Origin of the sequence: Actinomadura rudentiformis, assembly GCF_008923185.1 — a bacterium.
GTDB classification, from domain to species: Bacteria; Actinomycetota; Actinomycetes; order Streptosporangiales; family Streptosporangiaceae; genus Spirillospora; species Spirillospora rudentiformis.
The window spans coordinates 238,459-259,013 of sequence record NZ_WBMT01000012.1; the positions used below are offsets into that span (position 1 = coordinate 238,459).

Here is a 20,555-nt window from a genome sequence, read left to right on the forward strand (position 1 = left end):
CCTTGGGATCGTGGGGGTGTGCACGGCCCTGGCGATCTCGCTCGGCGGCTGCTCGATCATCCCCGACGCCGCCGGCGGCGACCGGAAGATGACCGTCTACCTGCCCAAGGCCCGGTCCTTCTACAAGGACTCCAAGGTCAAGGTGATGGGCGCCGACGTCGGCCTGGTCGACTCGGTCGAAAACCAGGGCGACAAGGTCAAGGTCACCTTCCACATCCGCGGCGACGTCCCGCTCCCGCAGGGCGTCCAGGCCTCGGTGGTGCCGCTCAACCTGGTCGGCGAGCGCAACCTGGTGCTGCATCCGGCGTGGAAGCCGGGGCAGCCCAAGGAGACCTCGAACGAGATCCCGATCACCCGTACCAGCGTGCCCATCGAGGTGGACGACGCGCTCACCTCGTTCACCAACCTGGCGAACGCGCTGGACCCGACCAAGATGCAGGAGGCGCTCGGCCAGACGGCGGACACGTTCCGGGGCAACGGCAAGGAGTTCAACGCGACGCTGGAACAGAGCGCGCGGCTCGTGGAGAACGTCGCTGGACAGGACAAGCAGCTCATCGAGGTCGCGCAGAACCTCGACCGGCTCGCCGGCGTGGTCCGCGGCCGGGAGCAGGTGCTCGGCCAGCTCATCCGCAACTTCGGCGAGGCGACCCGGGTGCTGAGCGCCGAACGCGGCGAGATCCAGGACCTCATCACCGGGATCCTGGAGCTGTCGCAGAACGGCGACAAGCTCATCCAGAAGTACAAGGGCCAGTTGCCGTACGACCTGGCGGTGCTCACCAAGGTCGCGCTCGTGCTCAAGGGCAACTCCAAGCAGCTGGCGCTCCTGCTCAAGGCCCTTCCGGGGATCGGTGAGGCGCTCATCGGCGGCTACAACCCTGGCAACAAGTCGCTGCAGATCCGCTTCGCCACCGACGCGTTCCTGCGCACCTGGCTCAAGGGTCTGCTGAAGACGGACGACGTGGACTGCCCGCTGCCCAGACCCAACTCGAACTGTCCATGGCAGAACGGACAGCAGCAGAACGGGCAACAGCAGAACGGGCAGCAGCGGAACGGAGGCAACTGATGAGGCGGCCGCTGACACGCAGGTTGCCGTTCGTCGTGCTCGCCGCCGTGCTGGTGCTGACGGGCTGCTCGTACAAGACGGCCGGCGCGCCCGGCGGCGGGCTCACCCTGCACGCCACGTTCACCGACGTCCAGGGTCTGGTAGCCGGGCACAGCGTGCAGATGGCGGACGTCAAGGTCGGCAGCGTCACCAAGGTCGAGCTCGACAAGGCGACCTACCGGTCCCGCGTCACCCTGTCCCTCAAGGAGGGCATCCAGGTCCCGCGGAACGTCAACGCCGAAATCAAGGTCACCTCCCTGCTCGGCGAGAACTACGTCGACCTGCAGCTGCCGCCGGGCGGCCGGCTGGACCAGGGCCCGTTCCTGGCCAGCGGCAACGCCATCGGCCGGACCAGCGTCCAGCCCGCGTTCGAAGAGGTCGTCGGGCAGGCCGGTCCACTGCTCAAGGAGCTGGCCGGCAACGACGTCGCGGCCGTGGTCAACGCTGGAGCGACCGCGCTGGACGGCAAGGGCCAGAGGCTCAACACCCTCATCGCCAAGTCGGGAGACCTGCTGAAGGTCTTCGCCGACCAGCGGCAGCAGCTGGGCTCGGCGGTCGACCAGTTCGCCAAGCTCGGCAACTCGCTGGCCAAGGGCAGCAACGATCTCGACCGGGCGCCAGTGGAGCTGGAGAAGACCACCCGGCTGCTGCGCGAGAACAAGGAGAAGATCCTCAGCGTCGTGGCGAAGCTGACGCGGATGGCCCGCGAGCTCAACGACAAGGTCCTCGAAGGGCGCGTACTGCGGCTCAAGGGCCTGCTGCGCGACCTGGACCCGGTGCTGGCCCAGCTGGGCAACAACCGCAAGCGGCTGACCGACCTCGTCAACGGCCTCGTCGTCTTCACCGACAAGCTCCCCAAGGCGAGCTATGACGGCCAGCTGCTGCTCTATCCGCTGCTGCGGCTCGTGTGGCCGGACGGGAGCCCGGTCATTCCGGGACTGCCCGGCAACAACGAGAACACCGGGGCGACCAAGGTGCCCAAGGAACTGCGGGGCGCCCTGCCGGACCTCGACAAGATGCTGAGGACGCCGCGATGAACAGACGCCTCACGATCAACCTCGGCGTGTTCGCCCTCCTCGCCGTCGTCATGGTGGTCTGGGCGTTCAACAACGTCATCCGCTTCGACTTCATCGACCGGCCGTACCACATCACCGTCGAGTTCCAGTCCTCACCCGGCCTGCACCCCAACTTCGAGGTCGACTACCTCGGCACCCGGATCGGCAAGATCGACTCGGTCAGGCTGCAGAAGGACAAGGTCGTCGTCAAGCTCGACATCGAGAAGGGCGTCGAGATCCCGCTGGGCGCCACGGCGCAGGCGGCGCGCAAGTCGGCCGTCGGCGAGCCCGTCGTCGAGCTCACGCCGCCACCCGGGGTCAATCCTGGCGGGCCGAAGATGAAGGCCGGCACCGTCATCCCGGTGTCGCAGACGAAGGTCCCGCCCAAGTACAGCGACCTCTTCGGCGCGGTCATCGACACGCTGAAGGCCATCAAACCCGAAGACGCCCAGGTCCTCACGCACGAGCTGGCCGAGGGCTGGTCCGGCCGGGAGAGCTCGCTCCGCCAGATCATCGCCGGCAGCGACCAGCTCTCCGCCACGTTCGCGGAGAACAGCGAGCTCCTGGACGGCCTCACCAAGGACCTCGGCAGGGTCACCCGCGTGCTCGCGCAGAACCGCGGCAGCCTGGGCGCCGGCATCGACAACGTCGCCGCACTGACCGCCGCCCTCAAGGAGGTCCGCGGCGAGCTCACCCAGTTGCGCGACGACGGTCCGCAGCTGCTCAACACCGTCAACGCCCTGCTGGACGAGTCGGGCAGCGACCTCGAATGCGCCGTCGACTCGCTGGGTACGCTCGGGATCACCAAGCACAACCCCAACGTGCTCCCCGACCTGCGCGACACCCTGCGCCAGGCGCCCGCGCTCAAGAACGTGCTCGACAACATCATCGGCACCGACCAGGGCAAGCCGGTGCTCAACGTGGTCTTCCTGGTCACCCTCCGGAAGACGGCCACGCTGGAGTACAGGTACCCGCTGCCGCAACCCACCACGAACACGATCCCCAACTGCCCGGACGGGCGGGACCCGATCAAGGTCAAGCAGAAGCCGTACAAGTCCAAGAACCCCGGCCAGACCATCCCGACCCATGACCCGTCGGTGCAGAAGGCGGCGGAGATGAAGGCAAAGAATGCCGCGAATCAGTCGGCGGACTCTGACGGCGGGCCGCCCGCTTGGCTAATCTACGTCCCCCCGCTCCTTGCGCTCCTGGTGCTGATCAAGGTCATGATGGGCTCGGTGCCCGTCGTGGCCCGCATCGGCAGACTGCGCCGCCGCCGCGGCGACGAGGATGACTGACCGGACGACAGACCCGACGACCGACCCCCACCCCGAGGAGTACCTGAAGTGACAGCCAAGACCTCCAAGGACGTCACCGAGGAGACCGACGGCACCGGGGCGGACGAGACCGTGGCCGACGAGGTCGAGGAGACCGAGGAGCCCACCCCCAAGCCGGCCGCCAAGCGCAAGCGCCGCGTGCGGGTCATCGAGGTGCTCGAGGACGAGGATCTGGACGAGGTGCTCGAGTCCCTCGAGAACGAGGACGAGGACGAGGACGAGGACGAAGAGCCCGCCCCCAGAAAGAAGCCCGTCGCCAAGAAGGCGGCCACCGCAAAGCAGGCGACACCGGCCAAGAGGGCGACAGCGGCCAAGAAGGCCAAGCCGCCGGTCGAGATCATCGAAGCGGAGGACGAGGAGGACGAGGAGGAACCCGAGCCCGGGCCCGCCCGGCGCACCTCGGCGGCGGCGAGCAGCGCTCAGCCGACCCTCCTGGGCCTTCCCCGCAATGCCGCGATCGTGGTCGTCGTCCTGGTGGCGTTGCTGGCGAGCGCGGCCATCTGGCAGTGGCGCAGCGCGAGCGGCGCCGCGGGCGAGAAGGACGAGCGCGCGGCCGTCGTCGCCCGGGCATCGGCCTTCGGGGACCTCGCGACGTCCTACAACGCCACCAACTACCAGAGCCAGATGGACAAGATCCAGAAGCTCATGGCGGGCGACCTGCTGGAGAGGTACAAGAGCTCGACGGCCCAGACCCTGCCGCAGGCGTTCAAGACCAGTCCCCAGGCCGCCCTCACGTCCAAGACCAAGCAGGTCTACGTGGGGAACATCGACGGAAAGTTCGCGACCGTCGTGGTCGCCGTCGACATCGCGGTGAGCGATGGCAAGAGCCAGAACTCGGCCCCGCAGAGCCTCATCCGGCTGTCCCTCGTCAAGGAGGGCGACGAGTGGAAGGTCAGCCAGATGAACGCCTCGGGCGACGACGGCTCCGGAGCCGGGTCGCTCCCCGGCGTGCCCAGCGGGCAGCAGACCCAGCAGCCCAAGAGCGAACAGAGCGAGAAGCCCAAGAACTGATCGCCCTGCGCGGCGAGTTCTGACGCCGAAGCGGCGCCCCGTACGGCTTGACTGGAAGCCGCACGGGGCGTTCGCGCGTTTCGCTCAAGGGGGTTGCGGATGGAGAGCGGTCGGTGGGACCCCGTGGTCCACGAGTTCGGCGAGCTCTTGGGCGCCGCATCGGCGCTGGAGCGGATCGCGGGCCGGGAGCTCGAACGGCGCTGCGGGCTCAGGCACGCCGCGTTCGAAGTGCTCCTGAACCTGTCCAGAACGAGCTCGAATCACCCCACGATGGGTGAGCTGGCCGACCGGTTGATCCTGACCAGCGGTGGCATGACACGGCTGATCGACCGCATGGAGAACGCGGGCCTCGTCCACCGGTACACCGCGCCGGACGACCGCCGCCGCCAGCTGGTAGGCCTGACCGAGGCCGGGCAGGCCAAACTCGCCGAGGCGGTGGCCGTCCACACCGAGACGCTCCGGCGGCACTTCTCAGGTCCGCTGGACGACGACGCCCACCGCCAGCTGGTCGAGGCCCTTGCCATCCTCCGCAGCCACGCGCGTGAAGAACTCGGCACCCTGCACTGAGCCTGGCTGATTACAGGTAGCGAGCTGCGGCGGGTTCGGCAGGGGCGTCGTCGCCGGTGACGCCGCCGGGGCCGGTCGGGACGCCGCTGTCGATGTCCGTGGGGGCCATGAAGGTGACGCGGTGCATCTTGCGGCGCTGGGTGTAGTCGGCAACGGCGTAGTGCTGGGTGGGCCGGTTGTCCCAGAAGGCGAGTGTGCCGACGCGCCACTTGAGGCGCACCTGGAACTGGGGGTCGCGGACGGCGTCGAACAGCAGGGGCAGGATCGCCTCGTTCTCGCGGCGCGACAGCCCGATCAGGCGGGTCACCGAGGAGCGGTTGACGTACAGCGCCTTGCGGCCGGTCTCCGGGTGGACGCGGACGACCGGATGGATCTGCGGCGGGTTCTTGTCCTGCATCTCGCGCAGGTCGAAGCGGTGGCCCTTGTCGATGGCCTTGGTGATGGACATCGTCAGGTCGTGCTCGGCGTACAGCTCGTCGCAGAGGCGCTGGAGCCAGGGGGCGAGCGAGTCGTAGACCATGTACATGTTGGCCCAGTTGGTGTCGCCGCCGACCTCGGGCAGGATGACCGCGCGCAGCAGGGAACCGGTGGGCGGGCGCTTCATGAAGGTGTTGTCGGAGTGCCACTGGTCGCCGCCCTCGCCCTTGGGTGCGGTCTGGTCCAGCACGTGGATGGCACCACCGTCGATGTTCATCTTCGGGATGTCGAGCGTCCCGAAGTTCATCGCGAACGCCTCGTGCTGCGCGTCGTTGATGTGCTGGTCGCGGAAGAACAGCACGTAGTTGTCGAGCAGCCCCTGCCGGATGATCTGAACCTGCTCCTCATCGAGGGGCTTGGTCAGGTCGACGCCGGTGACCTCGGCTCCGATGTTCGCGGTGACGCGGTGGAATTCGATCATTGTCCTGGGGCCTCCATCGGGTGCAGCCAAGCAATCGCTAGGTTGATGCTAACCGATGGAGCCACCCACTTCACCCCCACCCAACAGCCCTGTCATCGGACGAGCTTCGCTCGGCGGCCCCCTGTCCAGGCCCCCAGACGATGCTTTCAGCGGGAGTAGTGCTCGACCACGAGCTGCTCGTCGCAGATCACCGGGATCTCTGAGCGCTCCGGCAGCCGGGTGAACTGAGCGGCGAGGGCGTCGTGGCGCACGTCGAGGTAGCCCGGCACCTTCTCGCTGTGAACGCCGGTCGCGGCGACCTGGAAGGGCTCCATGGAGCGGCTGCGCTCGGCGATCGTGATGACGTCGCCCGGGCGCAGGCGGTACGAGGGGCGGTCCACCCGGCGGCCGTTCACCAGGATGTGCCGGTGCACGACGAACTGGCGGGCCTGGTAGATCGTGCGGGCGAAGCCGGCGCGCAGCACCAGCGAGTCCAGGCGGCGCTCCAGGTCGACGATCAATGCCTCGCCGGTCTTGGCGCCCTTGACCTTGGTGGCCTTGGCGAACGCGTTGCGCAGCTGCGCCTCGCGGATGTTGTACTGCGCGCGCAGGCGCTGCTTCTCGCGCAGGCGGACCTTGTAGTCGGACTCGTTCTTGCGGGCCCGGCCGTGCACGCCGGGCGGGTACGGGCGGGCCTCGAAGTACTTGACGCTCTTCGGGGTCAGCGGGATGCCGAGGGCACGGGACAGCCGGACCTTCGGGCGGGGGTTGTTCATTGTCCTCCTTTGATGGTTAGGTACACCTTAGTTAGGTAAGCCTAACCTACAACAGCACGTCATTCAGAGGCAGGGAGGCGCGGTGAAACGCTCGATGGGACGGCCGGGCGCAGCGGAGAGGGCGCGAACGCTGGCCTACGGGGTGGCCGACGGGGTGCTGGCGGTGCCCGGCGTGCCGTATGCGCCGGTCACGGCGCACGTCACCGATGAGAACGGCCGTCCGCTGCTGCTCATTCCCGCGAACTCGCCGGTCGCCGTGGCGTTGCAGGGAGAGCAGGACCTGCCCGCGACCCTTCGGATCTCCGACGTCGCTCCGGTGGCGCTGCCCGACCGTGTGCGCGGCCGGGCATGGCTGCACGGCTGGCTCACCGAGATCCCCGCGGAGGGGCGCCGGGACGCGGCGCTCATCCTGTCCAGGCTGCACCCCCGCTCGGAGCTCCTCGATCTGGCCGGTAACAAGGAGTGGACCGTCCTGGCCCTGGAGGTCGCCGAGGTCGAGATCGACGACCCGTGGGGGACCGCGACCCTGGAGCCGGAGGAGTACGAGGCCGCCGCGCCCGATCCGTTCGTCGCGATCGAGGCGGGCATCCTCGAGCACCTCGACGAGGCGCACCGGCCCGAGCTCGCGGCCCTGGTCGGCGACCGGGTCGGCGACCAGGCCGGCACCCGGATCGGCACCGGCGGGCCGGCGCCCGTCATCCGGCCGCTCGCGCTGGACTCCTACGGGATGTGGCTCCGGTGTACGTATGCCGCCCGCCCGGCCGCCGGCGAGCCGTTCGATCTGCGCGTGGTCTTCCCCGAGCCTGTCCGGGACCTCCACACCCTCCGATGCGTTTACCGCAGGATGCTCGCGCCCCAGGCGTCGTGAACGCAGCCGGACGGTGGTCCGGTTCCGTGGTGCGGTGCCGTGGTCTCCCGGATGTGAGGACGGCCCGTTCCGGGTGATGCTCGGGTTTCGGCCGTGGGCCGCCTCTGCTGCGGGGTGCGGAGGCGGCCCCGGTCCCGTTTCAAGCCACATTCCCGAATTGGCCCTGTGCGGGTCCACTGGCCTGGCCGAGGGTGGACCCATGGACACCGAACACCCCGCACCTGCCGCCGAACACCCCGCGCCTGCCGCCGAACACCCCGCGCCTGCCGTCGAACACGTCGAGACCCGCGTCGTCCACACGCCCGTCGTCCACCCCGCCGGCAGCCGTCCGCTGAGCGTGCCGATCTACCAGGGTCACCTGTTCGCCTTCGACTCCGCCGACGACATGGCCGCCGCGTTCGACGGGCCGCAGGGAGCCTTCTTCTACAGCCGCCTGGGCAACCCCACCGTCCGCGCGTTCGAGGACGCCGTCGCCGAGCTGGAGGGCGGCGCGGGCGCACTGGCCGCCGCGTCCGGGATGGGTGCGATCAACGCCGTCCTGATGTCGTTGCTGCGGTCCGGTGACCACGTGATCGCGCAGTCGTGCGTGTACGGGGGCACCTTCGCGCTCCTGAAGGACCTCACCGAGCGCTGGGGCATCGAGGTCACCTACGTGACCGGCGAGGACCCCGCCGAGGTACGGGCGGCGCTGCGGCCCGAGACACGGATGCTCTACCTGGAGACGATCGCCAACCCGACCACCCAGGTCGCGGACCTGCCCGCACTGATCGCCGAGGTGCGCGACGCCGCGGACGTGCGCACGGTCGTCGACAACACGTTCGCCACCCCGCTGCTGTGCCGTCCGATCGAGCACGGCGCGGACATCGTCGTCCACTCCGCCACCAAGTTCCTGGGTGGTCACTCCGACATCGTCGGCGGGGTCGCGGTCTTCGCCGACTCCGCTGTGCACCGCCGGGTCTGGGACCACGCCACCGAGCTGGGCGCCACCGCCGACCCGTTCGCCGCCTGGCTGGCGATCCGCGGCCTGGCCACCGTGGCGCTGCGCGTCACGCGGCAGAACGAGACAGCGCTGGAGCTGTCCCGCCGCCTCTCGGGCCACCGCGCGGTGACCCGGGTCAACTACCCGGGCCTGCCCGAGCACCCGCAGCACGACGTGGCGCAGCGGCTGCTGGGCGGACGCGGCGGCGGAGTGCTGTCGTTCGAGCTCGCCGGCGGGCGCGAGGCCGGCCGTACGTTCATCGAGGCCGTCCGGCTGGCGTCGCTCACGCCCTCACTCGGCGACGTCAAGACGCTGGTGATGCACCCGGCCAGCACCTCGCACCGGCAGCTCGACGCCGAGGCACTGGCCGCCGCCGGGATCGGCGAGGGGACGGTACGGATGGCCGTCGGCATCGAGCACGCCGACGACCTGTGGTCCGACATCGAGCAGGCCCTCGCCAAGCTGGGGTGATCCGCGGATCCGGAGAGAAACCGGTCAGAGATGGAAACCGGTCAGAGATGGAAACCGGTCAGAGATAGAAGCCGGTCGCGGTGGTGGGAGCGCTCTCGGTGACGGGGCGCTTCTCACCCTTGCGCAGCGCGACCAGCTCGGCCAGGGTCGCACCGCCGCTGCCGATCTCCGCCGCACGGTCGGCGTCGTCGTCACCGAGCCAGGAGACGGACTCGGCCTGTGTCAGCGGCCCGACCTCGATCTGCGCGAGGCAGCGTCCGGGACGGACGACCGCCGGGTGCAGCCGCGCCAGGTCCTCGTTGGTGGTGATGGCCACCAGCACGTCGCGGCCCTGGCCGAGCATGCCGTCGGTGAGGTTGAGCAGCCGGGACAGGCCCTGCCCGGCCGCGTCCTTGGCCTCGCCGCGGATCAGCTCGTCGCAGTCCTCCAGGATGAGCAGCCGCCACCGCCGGTTGTCCTCGTCCTCGTCGTAGCCGACGGCGACCTGCATCAGGTAGCTGGGCGTGCCGAACAGCGCCTCGGGGTCGAGCACGCAGTCGGCCTGGCACCACTCGTCCCAGGACCGCGCCAGCGCCCGCAGCGCGGTGGTCTTGCCGGTGCCGGGCGGGCCGTGCAGCAGCAGGAGCCGGCCTGCGACCTCGTCCCGGCGCAGGCTCATCACCTGGTCGAACGCCTCGGCCACCCGGCGGGTGTAGTTGACCCGGATGTCCTCCCAGCGGTCGGCCGAGATCGCCCGCTCGGTACGGACCGGGCCGCGCTGCGACGTGTGCCAGAAACCCATCTGCACGTTGGTGTCGTCGGTCTTGGGCGGCTCGGTGGCGTCGAGCGTGCACTCGTCCATGATCGACTCGGCCAGCTCGGCGGAGACGGCGGAGACGGCGAGGTAGGCGGAGCCGTGCTTCCACCGGTTGGTGAGCAGCGTCCAGCCGTCACCCTCGTACAGCACGGACTCCTTGCCCTTCTCGTGGGCGACGCGGATCACCTTGCCCCCGGCGGCGGGGCGCAGCGGTGCGTCGGCCTTGACGTGGTCCAGCTGGAGGGACCGCGACCAGGGCTGCTCGCCGGACGCGAACGGGCGCAGCGACAGCACGTCCATGACGTCGGCGGGCGAGTTGCTGTCAGAGAGGTTGAGGACCACGGGCAGCGTGAGGTCGGCCCCCGGGTCGGTGTGCTCCTCGTGGGGCTCGACGAGATGCAGGATCTCCTGTGGCCTCTCCCGCGACGTGGTCATGCATCGATGATCAGGCGCGGGGGAGGCGCGCGTCCAACGAATTACCCGTCGTTCAGGAACCGGACTTCTCGGGCTTCCCCTTGGGGTCGCCCGCCTCGGCGGCCTTCTGCGCCTCGCGGGCCTCGCGGGCGGCCTGCCGTTCGGCGGCCTCCTGGGCGTCGAGCTCGGCGGCCTTCTCCGGAGTGGGGGCCGAGCCTCCCAGGTAGGCCGGCTGCCACCACGACTCTTCGGCCTTGGGGACCTCGGGGTACTCGCGCTGCGCCTTCTCCAGGAGCTCGGACATCCGGGCCCGCAGCTCTTCGGTGACCTTGTCGTAGTCGTCGCCGCGCTTGGGGTACATCGGCTCGCCGATGAGGATCGTGACGTGCACGCCGCGCTGGAACAGCCGCTTCTTGTGGCCCTTGGTCCACAGCCGCTGCGGCCCCCAGATGGCGATCGGGATCAGGGGCACGTTGGAGGCGACCGCCATCCGTACCGCGCCGCTCTTGATGTCCTTGACCGTGAACGACCGGCTGATCGTGGCCTCGGCGAAGACACCGATGATCTCGCCGCTCTTGAGCGCGGTCAGCGCCGCCTTGTAGGAGGCGGCCCCGGCCTGCCGGTCGACCGGGATGTGGTGCATGCCGCGCATCAGCGGCCCGGCGATCCTGTTGTCGAAGATCTCCTTCTTCGCCATGAAGCGGACCAGCCGGCCCGCCGGGTGGGTCGCCAGCCCGGCGAAGATGAAGTCGAGGTAGCTGACGTGGTTGCTGACCAGCACCGCACCACCGGTGCTCGGGATCTTCTCGGTCCCCTCGAGGCGGAACTTCAGATTCAGCGCCTTGAACAGGCCCAGCGCCGCCTTGATCACCGGTGGATACACGATTTCGGACATGGATGAACCGTACCCGTGCACACGATGATCAGCGAGCAGGCGCGATGCATCCCACATCGGGCCCGATCTCTGAGAGGCTTAGCCCTGGGAACGTGCCGTGAGGTGAGCTCCCCGGCGAAGCCGGTCCTTTGAAAGGGTGGATGGGCGGGGCTGTGGGACGGCGATCCGGTGAGGAGAGGGGATGAGCATGGAACCGTTGGATGCGGCCGTGGACGTGCACGCGCTCATCCGGGACCTTCTGCCGGTGGTGGCGCCGAGCGCCTGGTTCGACCCGGGCACCTCCGAGGTCGTGCTGCCGGTGGGCCGGTCGGAAGCACGCGCGTCCAGCTGGACCGTGCTGGAACGGTGTGCCCGGGAGCCGCGCGAGATCTGGCCCCGGGTGGTCGACGACTGGCTGCGCGAGGTCGGCGACCGTGCCTTCCTGGCGGTCGGCGAGATGGAGCTGTTCGGTGACGTGCGCGAGCTGCTGCGGCTGCGCATCGTGCCCAAGCTCGCCCCGCGCGACCGCGAGGGCCTGGTGGTGGTCCCGGCGGGCGACCACTTCGACGCGATGGTCATGATCGAGCACCCGCGCTACGGCGGCCCGCTCACCAAGGCCCGCGCGGGCCTGCTGGGCCTGCGCAAGCTGGGCTATGTGATGACCAACACGCACGACCGCGAGCTGGCCGACGTCGAGGTCCGCGACCAGCCGCTGCTGCCCGGTGAGAACGTGCGGGTCGTGGCCAAGCCGGGCAGCCGGTACGTGTCGGCGCTGCTCAGCGAGGTCGAGCAGTTCCTGCCCCGCCACAATGAGAACGGCGCGCTCGTGGGGGTGCCCTGCCACAGCACGCTGCTGCTGTACCCCATCACGTCCACCGCCGTCCGCGACGTCCTGCCCATCTTCGCCGACGTGGTCGCCGAGATGCACGCCGACGCCGAAGACCCGTGCGCGAACGGCGTCTACTGGAGCCACGGCGAGCGCAGGCTCACCCCGCTGCCGCCCCTGGAGCAAACGAACGGCTCAGGCGAGTTCGCAGCGTTGCTCCGCCGCCTCCCTGAGGCGTGAGCGAGTTAGCGCGGTTTCCACACCGGGCTAAGGCAATTTCCAGTCGACCGGCGGGGCGCCCTGCTGCTCCAAGAGCTGGTTGGCGCGGCTGAACGGGCGGGAGCCGAAGAAGCCGCGGTCGGCCGACATCGGGCTCGGGTGCGCGGACTCGATGCACGGGACGGCGCCCAGCATGGGCTTGAGGTTGCGGGCGTCACGGCCCCACAGGATCGCCACCAGCGGGCGGCCGCGGGCCGCGAGGGCACGGATGGCCTGCTCGGTGACCTCCTCCCAGCCCTTGCCACGGTGCGAGCCGGGCTTGCGCGGCGCCACGGTCAGCGACCTGTTGAGCAGGAGCACGCCCTGCTCGGTCCAGGGGGTCAGGTCGCCGTTGGACGGCTCGGGGTGGCCGAGGTCGGCGCAGTACTCCCGGTAGATGTTGATGAGGCTGCCGGGCAGCGGCCGCACGTCGGGCGCCACCGAGAAGCTGAGCCCGACCGGGTGCCCGGGGGTGGGGTAGGGGTCCTGGCCGACGATCAGCACCCGCACGTCGTCGAAGGGCTGGGTGAAGGCCCGCAGGATGCGGTCCCCGGCGGGGAGGTAGCGGCGGCCTGCCGCGATCTCGCCGCGCAGGAAGTCGCCCGCGGCGGCGATCCGGTCGGCCACGGGCTCCAGCGCCGTCGCCCAGCCGGCCTCGACGATCTCCGAGAGTGGTCGTCCCGTCATGGACGTCCACCCTAGTGCTGCGATCTTGATGACGTTCACGGAACGGAGTCCGTTCCAGATGATGGAAGGTCATTGACCACAAGCGGACGGTAAGTGGGGAAAGCTTCCAACGTTCCACCAATGGGCCGTGCTGATGACGGCGGTGAAACGCCCTGTTAAGTCGCAGTTACTTCCTTACAGCCCGCATTGACCTACTTCACGGTATTTCGTAACTCCTTGGGGGAGAGGCAGCGCAGGCAGAGCAGAATGGGGACGGACGAGCATGACACAGCTGACCGCGATGGACGCCAACTTCCTCTACGCGGAGACGAGCACCACGCATGTGCATATCGCCGGGCTGGGGATCGTGGACGCGAGCGCGTGCCCCGGTGGGCGGCTGACCGTCGACGCCGTGGTCGAGCTGATCAGGGACCGTTCGCACCTCGCCGCGCGGCCGCTGCGCCAGCGGCTGGTGGAGGTGCCCCTCGGCCTGGACCGCCCGTACTGGGAGGACGACCCGGACTTCGACCCGCACCGGCACATCTTCGAGATCGCCCTGCCGGCCCCGGGCGACGACCACCAGCTCGCGGACGCGGTGGGCCGCCTGCACGAGCAACCGCTGGACCGGAACCGTCCCCTCTGGGAACTGGTCATCATCCAGGGATTGTCGGGCGGCCGCACGGCCGTCTACGTCAAGGCCCATCACGCGGCGATCGACGGCGTGATGGCCGCCGAGACCCTCGCCGCCCTCCTCGACCTCACGCCGGAACCGCGCGACCTCCCTGCCGACGACCTCGAACCCGCCCGCGCGCCCGGCCGGATGAGCATGCTCAGCACCAGCCTCCTCAAGACCGCGATGTACCCCGTTCGCAGTGCCCTGTCGATGGCCCGGACCGCCCCGTACCTCGACGAGATCCCGGGCGTCTCGGCGATCCCCGGTGTCGGCCTCATGACGCAGGTCGTCCAGGGCGCGCTGCGGCGGGACGACGTGCCCAGGGCGCCGCGTACGAGCGCGCCGCCCACCTCGTTCAACCTGCCGATCGGGCGGCACCGCTCGGTGGCCTACGGCGACCTGCCGCTCGCGGAGGTCAAGGAGATCCGCCGCGTCCTGGGCGGCAGCGTCAACGACGTGGTCATGGCCCTCTGCGCCACCGCCCTGCGGCAGTGGCTCGACAAGCGCGGCGAGCTCCCCGAGCGGCCGCTCGCGGTGGGGGTGCCGGTGTCGCTTCGCAAGGGTGAGGACGTCGGCGACCCGGGCAACCAGGTCTCGCTGATGGCCGCGCCGCTGGCGGTCCACGTGGCCGATCCCGCCGAACGCTACGCCGCCGTGCGGAGGGACATGGACCTGGTCAAGCGCCGGTTCGTGGCGTCGTCCGGCAACTGGGTGCAGGAGCTGAGCGGCATCATCCCGACCCCGGTGGCGGGCACCCTCACGCGGCTGGCGATGAGCGCCCTGCCGGCGCTGCAGTCGGTCCCCAACGTCAGCGTGCGGCCGATCAACCTGATCATCTCGAACGTGCCGGGCCCGCAGTTCCCGCTCTACCTGTGCGGGACCAAGGTGCTCGGCTACTACCCGATCTCGGCGATCTCCGATCTGAGCGGCGGCCTCAACATCACCGTCTTCTCGTACGACGGCCGGGTCTGTGTCGGCGTAGTGGCCTGCCGCGACCTCGTCCCGGCCCCCTCCGAGATCATCGACCATCTCACGGACGCCCTGGCGGAGCTGAAGGACCTCGCCAGGCCCGTCGTCATCCCGGAGCCGGAGCTCAGCCCCGTCTGAGCAGCGCGTGCCGGTGCCGCCACGCCAGTTCGAGAGCGGCGGCACCGGCCGGCTGCATCGGCTGCGGCACCGTCCCGTCGAACGAGGCCATCGACACCGTGCCCTCGTCGTTCTCCCGGACCAGCTCACCGAAGAGCCGGTCGAACGTCCGCGGTTCGATGACCACCACGGTGAGCAGGTCGAGGGCGAACGTCAGCGGGTCCACACCGAGGCCGAGGGCGTAGGGCCGCACCGCCCCCGACTCCCGGGCCGCGTCGAAGGCCGTGGCGAACGACGCGAATCCCGGCTCGTGCCAGTCGAGGACCTCGTCGCCTCCAAGGAACTCCTCGCGGTACTCGCGTTGCATGGAGCGCCAGAGATCGAGATCGCCCACCGCGTCGGCCAGCGGCTGGAAGACCCCGACCGGCATGACCTGGTGGAGCCCGCCCGCGTGCGCGACCTTCGCCGGGTCACGCCAGTGCAGCACGTACGACGCCGGATCCCCGTCCCGGATCGTGAGCGTCGTGATCGCGACCAGGGTGGTGCGGCGGCTGAGATCGCACGGATCGCCTACGCGCGCCCTCAACGGCAGCTCCGCGATGTCCGCGACGTTCGCAATGTCCGCGACGTTCGCGGCCAGCTCGTGTGCCACCGCCTCGCCCACGTTGACTCCGTCGAAGTAATGCGCCGGGCCGAAGCGGAGCACCTGCCTGTCGGCGTCGAGCAGCCGGTAGGCCGGGCGGTTCTCGAAGACCGCCGGTGGCGCGAGAGCGGCCATGGCCTCCGCGTACGTCCGGAAGCCCTCGGGAAGCCCCTCCACCGGGTCGGCCACGGCCGGCGGCTCCGGTTCGGGCTCCCACTCCAGCCGTACGGAATCCAGCGGGACCGGCTCGGCCATGACCCAGCCGGGCTTCGTCAGCAGCGCGGTCGACCCGATCCTGCACGCCTGCGGATAGAGGCCGACGGCGACCTCGCCCAGCTCGGCGCGGCTCGCGTTCAGCCTCTTCCGCACGTCCACCCACATGGACCCAGCCTAGGAGCCCTCATGAGTTCCGCGATCAAGCCGTGCGGAGCTCCAGGGTGCAGCACTTGGGGCCGCCGCCCGCCTTGCGCAACTCCGAAAGGTCCACCGGGACGGGACGGTGGCCGCGCTCGTCCAGGAGCTTGATCAACCCTGTGGCCTCGGCGTTGACGACGACGTTGAGGCCGTCGCTGACCGCGTTGAGGCCCAGCACCTCGGCGTCCTGCTCGTCGGCGATGATCGCGTCCGGGAACAGCCGCTCCAGCACCGCGCGGCTCCCGGGAGAGAAGGCGCCGGGGTAGTACGCGACGTTGTCGCCGTCGAGCGGGAAGAGGGCGGTGTCCAGGTGGTAGAAGCGCGGGTCGACCAGCCGCAGCGTCACCACGGGCCTGCCGAGGTACTCCTGGGCCTCCTGGTGGGCGGCCAGGTCCGTACGGAAGCCGGTGCCGGCCAGGATCACGTGGTCGAGCGTGAGGAAGTCGCCTTCGCCCTCGTTGGTGTGGGTGGGCTCAAGCAGCTCGGGGAACCCGTTGGCGCGCAGCCACGACGCGTACGCCGGACCCTCCGCCGCGCGTTCGGCGTGGGTGAATCGTGCCCCGTACACCCGGCCGCCGACCACCAGCGCGCCGTTCGCCGCGAACACCATGTCGGGCAGACCCGGGAGCGGGTCGATCAGCTCGACCTCGTGGCCGAGTGCGAGATACGCCGACCGCAGTGCCTCCCACTGCTCGACCGCCCGCGCCGCGTCGGCGCCCGCAGCGGGGTCCATCCACGGGTTGATCGCGTACGTGACGGCGAAGTGCTCCGGGCGGCACATGAGGTAACGGCGCCGCAAGGCCTCCCGCGCCGGGATCTGCCGGACGGCGCCGGCAGTGGTGGGAGCGGTCGGCTCGATGGCCGGGGACACGGTCATGCGTTCTCCTGAAGAGGCTTCCCAAGGGGTGATCGGTGATCGAAAGCCTAGGAAGTGACGACCGTGCAACCAAGAGGCCGACCTTGCACTGACCTGGTGTTCTGTTGCTTCTTCAAGGCTGGTTTCAGCGAATCGTTGCGCGTTCATCCGCCCGAAACAGCGGCGCCCGCGAACATCCCCGGGGACGAGGGGACCCGGGAACGCCGAAGCCCCCGTTCCGTCGCCAGAACGGGGGCCTCGCCGGTGGTCAGAGGTTGATCATGTGGCCGGCCAGGCCGTGCACGGCCTCCTTCATGGCCTCGCCGAGCGTGGGGTGGGCGTGCACGTTGCGCGCGACCTCCTCCACGGTCAGGTCCCACTGCTGGGCCAGCGTCAGCTCCGGCAGCAGCTCGGTCACCTCGGGGCCGATCATGTGCGCGCCGAGGATCTCGCCGTACTTGGCGTCGCTGATGACCTTCACGAAGCCGTCGCCCTCGCCCATGCCCAGCGCCTTGCCGTTCGCGCTGTAGGGGAACTTGGCGACCTTGACGTCGAAGCCCTGCTCCCTGGCCTGCGCCTCGGTCCAGCCGAAGCTGGCGATCTGCGGCTGGCAGTACGTGGCGCGCGGGATCATGACGAATTCGATCTCCATCGTCTCAGCCTCGGCGATGGTCTCGGCGGCGATGATGCCCATCGCCTCGGCCGCGTGCGCCAGCATCAGCTTGGCGGTCACGTCGCCGATGGCGAAGATGTGCGGGACCGAGGTCCGGCCGCGGCCGTCCACGTCGATGGCGCCGCGCTCGGTCAGCCGCACGCCGGTCTTCTCCAGGCCGTAGCCCTCCACGTTCGGCGCGAACCCGATCGCCTGCAGCACCTTGTCGGCCTCCAGGACATTCTGGGCGCCGTCCTTGCCGGTCACGGTCACCTTGACCTTGTCGCCGGAGTCGTCGATGGCGTCGACCCGGGTCGAGGTCAGCACGTCGATGCCGAGCTTGCGGTAACGCTTGGCGAGCTCCTTGGAGACGTCGGCGTCCTCGTTCGGCACCATCCGGTCCAGGAACTCGACGATCGTCACCTTGACGCCGTAGTTGTGGAGCACGTAGGCGAACTCGACGCCGATCGCGCCGGCGCCCGCGATCACGATGCTGCCCGGCAGCTCGGCGCTGAGGATCTGCTCCTCGTACGTCACGACGCGCTCGGAAAGGGAGGTGCCCGGCAGCAGCTTGGTGTGCGCGCCCGCGGCGATGATGCAGGAGTCGAACGTGACGGACTCGGTCGAGCCGTCCTCCTTCGCCACCTGCAGGGTGTTGGGGTCGGTGAACGTGCCACGCCCGTTGAAGGACGTGATCTTGTTCTTCTTCATCAGGAACTGCACGCCCTTGACGAGCTTCTCCGACACCTCACGGCTGCGCTGGAACGCCTTGCCGTAGTCGAAGGAGACCTGTCCCTCGACCTTGATCCCGTACTTCTCCTGTTCGGTGGTGAAGATGTGCGCCAGCTCGGCGTTCCTCAGCAGTGCCTTCGAGGGGATGCACCCGACGTTGAGACACACGCCGCCCCAGTACTTCTCCTCGATGATCGCCGTCTTCAGCCCGAGCTGCGCGGCCCGGATCGCAGCGACATATCCACCAGGGCCGGAGCCCAGGACCACGGTGTCAAAGTGAGTGCTCATAATCAATGACGATATTCGGCGCCGGGGCGTGCTCGCATCCCGCCCCTACCTGCGGGTCGATACCGTTCGGTAGCAGGTACGGGGCGTGACGGTGAGGGGTTCCGTTCGAACGTTCCTGTGACTGCCTGTTATGGTTTGAGGTCCTTCCTGGCGGCTACCACTGGGATACGACAGACGCGCGGAGTGACAGAGACCTCGGCGCCTCCCGGAACAATCTGAGTCGCCCGCGTCGTTAGTTGCCACGTCGCTACCAATGTCGGTGTCGCCGCCCATGTCGATACCGACCCCGCCGGTCCGGGCCGGGCCGTGGTGATCAAGGAGAGGGACGAGTGCGGATTCCCAAGCGCGTCAACGCGGCTCTGGACTGGGCGGAGAAGCACTTCGGCGCACTTGCGGTGGTCGTCACCTTGATCGCCGCCGCGGCGGCGGCGCTGCTCGCGCCGCTGGCGATCGGACTGCCCGTGGCGGGCTTCATCCTCGGGCTCGCGGCCGGCGGCTTCGCGGTGCACATGCGCATGGTCAAGCGCATCGCCCGGGTGCGGGCCGAGGTGGACGACCTGCTGCGGGAGAACGGCGCGCTCCGGCACCGCAACATCGTGCTCAGCAGCGGCGTGATCACGCGCGAGTCGCAGGTGACCCAGGCGCTGGTCGCCATCCCCGAGGAACCGCCCGAGGACGACCCGCAGCGCACGGAGCAACTCCCGGAGCTCCCCGACTCCCACGCCGACGCCACCGACTCCCACGCCGCCGAGACCGGTGAGACCGGCGGCCCAGCCGACCAGACTCAGCCCACGAACGAGACTCAGCCCACGAACGAGACTCAGCCCACGAGCGACGTCCAGCCGGTCAACCAGACCCAGCCGCTGGACGACGCTCTTGTCGAGCAGGCCCGCTCGGCGGGCGAGGGCTCCGGCAAGACCGTGGGCACCGGCGGCGCCAAGGCCGTGGGCCCCAAGCCCGGCGGTGCCAAGCCCGGCGGCCCCAAGCCGGGCGGCACCAAGCCCGGCCGGGCCGGGGGCAAGACGGGCACCGGCAAGGCGGCCGGTTCCAAGGCCAGGACGCCGGGCAACTCCCCAGGCAAGAACGCCTGACCCGTGTCTCGGGCCAGGCGTCCGATGCGCCCGCGCCGGTCAGCTGACCGTGATGAGCTCGTACATGCCCTGCGCCGCGTGCATGTGCCCGGTGCGGTAGTCCGGTAGCCACGTGACCAGGGCGTAGTTCCCGGCCGGAAGATCGATGGACAGGACGGCGGACCGTCCCGGCGACATCGGTACGGTGCCGAGCGGACCTCCGGTGAACGGGTACGGCGCGCGTTCGCCACGGTCCATGGCGGCGAAGAACGCGCCGATGTCCGCCCGGGTCGTGCCCGGCTTGACCGGCATCAGGATCGCCTCATTGAACTGCGACGACAGGTTGGTCACCCGTATGGGTGCCCCGCCACGCACCTTGGCGGGCACACGGAAGCGAGCACCGTCCGGAGTGGCGACCTGGAGGATCTGAGCCGCCGCCCGTGGCCGCACGGAGGGGCGGGCCGAGGGGAGCACACGCAATGGACGGACCTTGTCCGCGAGACCGGGCCGGCCGACGTCCTTGAAGTCGACCAGGTAGTACGAGCCCGGGGTCAACACCGTGGTGGTGGACACGGGGGTGCCGGGCAGTACCGCCGCACCTCCGTACATCACCACGTCGCGTTCCACGGCCTTGCCCGCTGCGGGGTCCTTCTGGCCGTACGCGCGCTGTAGGTCGTCGAGGTAACGCGCGAGGGTCGCCCCTGGCCTGAGCCGGACCAACCCGATGTAGGCACCGTCCGGGTCGCTCGCGCTGACGCGGAACGTGGTGGCTCCCTCGCGGACAGCGGCCGGGGCGGTGAAACCGTCGGCGCTGACAACGATGTCGGCGACCTGTGCCGGGGAAGCGGCCTGTGTTGCGGAAGTGACCTGGCCGGGCCCCAGGGTGGCGGCCATTGCAGTGCCCGTGGTCGACAGTGTGCCGGTCATTGGCAGAGCCACGGCGGCGGTCGTGAGGGTCAGGGCGAGGGCGGTCGTCATCAGTGTTCGCATGGGGAACACCCTGGTCCGCCGATCATCGCCGCCACATCAGGCCGGAGATGTCACCGTAAAGCGCCCATCCGCGACCGGGGGTGTAGCCGTCCGGGCTCTGGTCGGCCTACCGGTGTAGCGGCCGCTACACCGGGGTCCGCGGACGTCTCGCCCGGTCGGAGTGTGGCGGAACGGTTGCAGAAGGTAATGCCGAGGTAAGCCTAGTCTCATATTGCGATCATATGACTACGCTATGTAATCTCGCTCCCGAGTGAGGGCGAGTTAATGAAAGGAGCTG

19 protein-coding genes are annotated in these 20,555 nt (G+C 69.5%); 10 read left to right on the top strand and 9 right to left on the bottom strand.

What is annotated here, in order from left to right; translation table 11 throughout:
- Positions 1 to 10: 10 nt before the first annotated feature.
- From F8566_RS25755 to F8566_RS25775, 5 genes are all read left to right on the top strand, one after another.
- Positions 11 to 1,063, top strand: a complete 1,053-nt coding sequence (locus F8566_RS25755) for an MCE family protein (RefSeq protein ID WP_225993519.1) — start codon at positions 11 to 13, stop codon at positions 1,061 to 1,063.
- On the top strand, positions 1,063 to 2,139 hold the full coding sequence (locus tag F8566_RS25760) for an MCE family protein (RefSeq protein WP_225993520.1): 1,077 nt from the start codon (positions 1,063 to 1,065) through the stop codon (positions 2,137 to 2,139). The genes F8566_RS25755 and F8566_RS25760 overlap by 1 nt, the downstream gene beginning before the upstream one ends.
- The gene (locus F8566_RS25765; RefSeq protein ID WP_151564271.1) at positions 2,136 to 3,452 is read left to right on the top strand and encodes an MCE family protein; all 1,317 of its coding nucleotides are present in this window, start codon (positions 2,136 to 2,138) and stop codon (positions 3,450 to 3,452) included. Before F8566_RS25760 ends, F8566_RS25765 begins: the two co-directional genes overlap by 4 nt.
- Positions 3,453 to 3,500: 48 nt before the next feature.
- A complete protein-coding gene (locus F8566_RS25770; RefSeq protein ID WP_151564273.1) occupies positions 3,501 to 4,502 on the top strand; it encodes a hypothetical protein in 1,002 nt (333 codons plus the stop codon).
- Positions 4,503 to 4,601: 99 nt separating this feature from the next.
- Entirely contained in the window at positions 4,602 to 5,069 is a 468-nt protein-coding gene (locus F8566_RS25775) for a MarR family winged helix-turn-helix transcriptional regulator (protein WP_151564275.1), read from the top strand.
- 10 nt (positions 5,070 to 5,079) lie between these two features.
- Here the strand turns inward: F8566_RS25775 and F8566_RS25780 are convergent, their stop codons facing one another.
- Together F8566_RS25780 and rpsD are read right to left on the bottom strand one after the other, a co-directional pair.
- On the bottom strand, positions 5,080 to 5,967 hold the full coding sequence (locus tag F8566_RS25780; protein ID WP_151564277.1) for a TauD/TfdA dioxygenase family protein: 888 nt from the start codon (positions 5,965 to 5,967) through the stop codon (positions 5,080 to 5,082).
- Between the two features lie 146 nt (positions 5,968 to 6,113).
- Positions 6,114 to 6,722, bottom strand: a complete 609-nt coding sequence (gene rpsD / locus F8566_RS25785; protein ID WP_151564280.1) for a 30S ribosomal protein S4 — start codon at positions 6,720 to 6,722, stop codon at positions 6,114 to 6,116.
- Positions 6,723 to 6,804: 82 nt separating this feature from the next.
- Between rpsD and F8566_RS25790 the strand changes: the two genes are divergently transcribed.
- Together F8566_RS25790 and F8566_RS25795 are read left to right on the top strand one after the other, a co-directional pair.
- The gene (locus tag F8566_RS25790) at positions 6,805 to 7,590 is read left to right on the top strand and encodes a DUF2470 domain-containing protein (RefSeq protein ID WP_225993521.1); all 786 of its coding nucleotides are present in this window, start codon (positions 6,805 to 6,807) and stop codon (positions 7,588 to 7,590) included.
- Positions 7,591 to 7,789: 199 nt separating this feature from the next.
- A complete protein-coding gene (locus F8566_RS25795) occupies positions 7,790 to 9,040 on the top strand; it encodes a trans-sulfuration enzyme family protein (protein WP_151564282.1) in 1,251 nt (416 codons plus the stop codon).
- 58 nt (positions 9,041 to 9,098) lie between these two features.
- Here the strand turns inward: F8566_RS25795 and F8566_RS25800 are convergent, their stop codons facing one another.
- Both F8566_RS25800 and F8566_RS25805 read right to left on the bottom strand, forming a co-directional pair.
- Positions 9,099 to 10,271 (bottom strand): DUF5925 domain-containing protein, encoded by a 1,173-nt coding sequence (locus tag F8566_RS25800; protein WP_151564284.1) that lies wholly within the window; start codon positions 10,269 to 10,271, stop codon positions 9,099 to 9,101.
- 52 nt (positions 10,272 to 10,323) lie between these two features.
- Positions 10,324 to 11,145 carry a lysophospholipid acyltransferase family protein gene (locus F8566_RS25805; RefSeq protein WP_151564286.1) on the bottom strand — a complete coding sequence of 274 codons (822 nt, stop codon included), beginning with the start codon at positions 11,143 to 11,145 and terminating at the stop codon, positions 10,324 to 10,326.
- A gap of 187 nt (positions 11,146 to 11,332) precedes the next feature.
- Here F8566_RS25805 and F8566_RS25810 point away from each other — a divergent pair, with 187 nt between their 5' ends.
- Positions 11,333 to 12,190: a hypothetical protein gene (locus F8566_RS25810; protein ID WP_225993522.1), complete on the top strand. Its 858-nt coding sequence runs from the start codon at positions 11,333 to 11,335 to the stop codon at positions 12,188 to 12,190.
- A 27-nt stretch (positions 12,191 to 12,217) separates the two neighbouring features.
- Here F8566_RS25810 and F8566_RS25815 read toward each other — a convergent pair whose 3' ends face one another.
- Positions 12,218 to 12,895, bottom strand: a complete 678-nt coding sequence (locus tag F8566_RS25815; RefSeq protein WP_151564291.1) for a uracil-DNA glycosylase — start codon at positions 12,893 to 12,895, stop codon at positions 12,218 to 12,220.
- 262 nt (positions 12,896 to 13,157) lie between these two features.
- Between F8566_RS25815 and F8566_RS25820 the strand changes: the two genes are divergently transcribed.
- Positions 13,158 to 14,654: a WS/DGAT/MGAT family O-acyltransferase gene (locus tag F8566_RS25820; RefSeq protein ID WP_151564293.1), complete on the top strand. Its 1,497-nt coding sequence runs from the start codon at positions 13,158 to 13,160 to the stop codon at positions 14,652 to 14,654.
- Here F8566_RS25820 and F8566_RS25825 read toward each other — a convergent pair.
- The 3 genes from F8566_RS25825 to lpdA all read right to left on the bottom strand — a co-directional run bounded on the left by F8566_RS25825 (position 14,641) and on the right by lpdA (position 18,218).
- On the bottom strand, positions 14,641 to 15,657 hold the full coding sequence (locus F8566_RS25825) for a transcriptional regulator (protein ID WP_151564295.1): 1,017 nt from the start codon (positions 15,655 to 15,657) through the stop codon (positions 14,641 to 14,643). The genes F8566_RS25820 and F8566_RS25825 overlap by 14 nt on opposite strands.
- Before the next feature lie 34 nt (positions 15,658 to 15,691).
- Positions 15,692 to 16,567, bottom strand: a complete 876-nt coding sequence (gene ddaH / locus F8566_RS25830; RefSeq protein ID WP_151564297.1) for a dimethylargininase — start codon at positions 16,565 to 16,567, stop codon at positions 15,692 to 15,694.
- A gap of 247 nt (positions 16,568 to 16,814) precedes the next feature.
- The gene (gene lpdA, locus F8566_RS25835; protein WP_151564298.1) at positions 16,815 to 18,218 is read right to left on the bottom strand and encodes a dihydrolipoyl dehydrogenase; all 1,404 of its coding nucleotides are present in this window, start codon (positions 18,216 to 18,218) and stop codon (positions 16,815 to 16,817) included.
- A gap of 329 nt (positions 18,219 to 18,547) precedes the next feature.
- Between lpdA and F8566_RS25840 the strand changes: the two genes are divergently transcribed.
- Positions 18,548 to 19,309: a hypothetical protein gene (locus F8566_RS25840; protein ID WP_151564300.1), complete on the top strand. Its 762-nt coding sequence runs from the start codon at positions 18,548 to 18,550 to the stop codon at positions 19,307 to 19,309.
- 39 nt (positions 19,310 to 19,348) lie between these two features.
- On the opposite strand, the gene F8566_RS25845 is transcribed toward F8566_RS25840, so the two are convergent.
- Positions 19,349 to 20,278, bottom strand: a complete 930-nt coding sequence (locus F8566_RS25845) for a hypothetical protein (RefSeq protein ID WP_151564301.1) — start codon at positions 20,276 to 20,278, stop codon at positions 19,349 to 19,351.
- Positions 20,279 to 20,555: the final 277 nt, after the last annotated feature.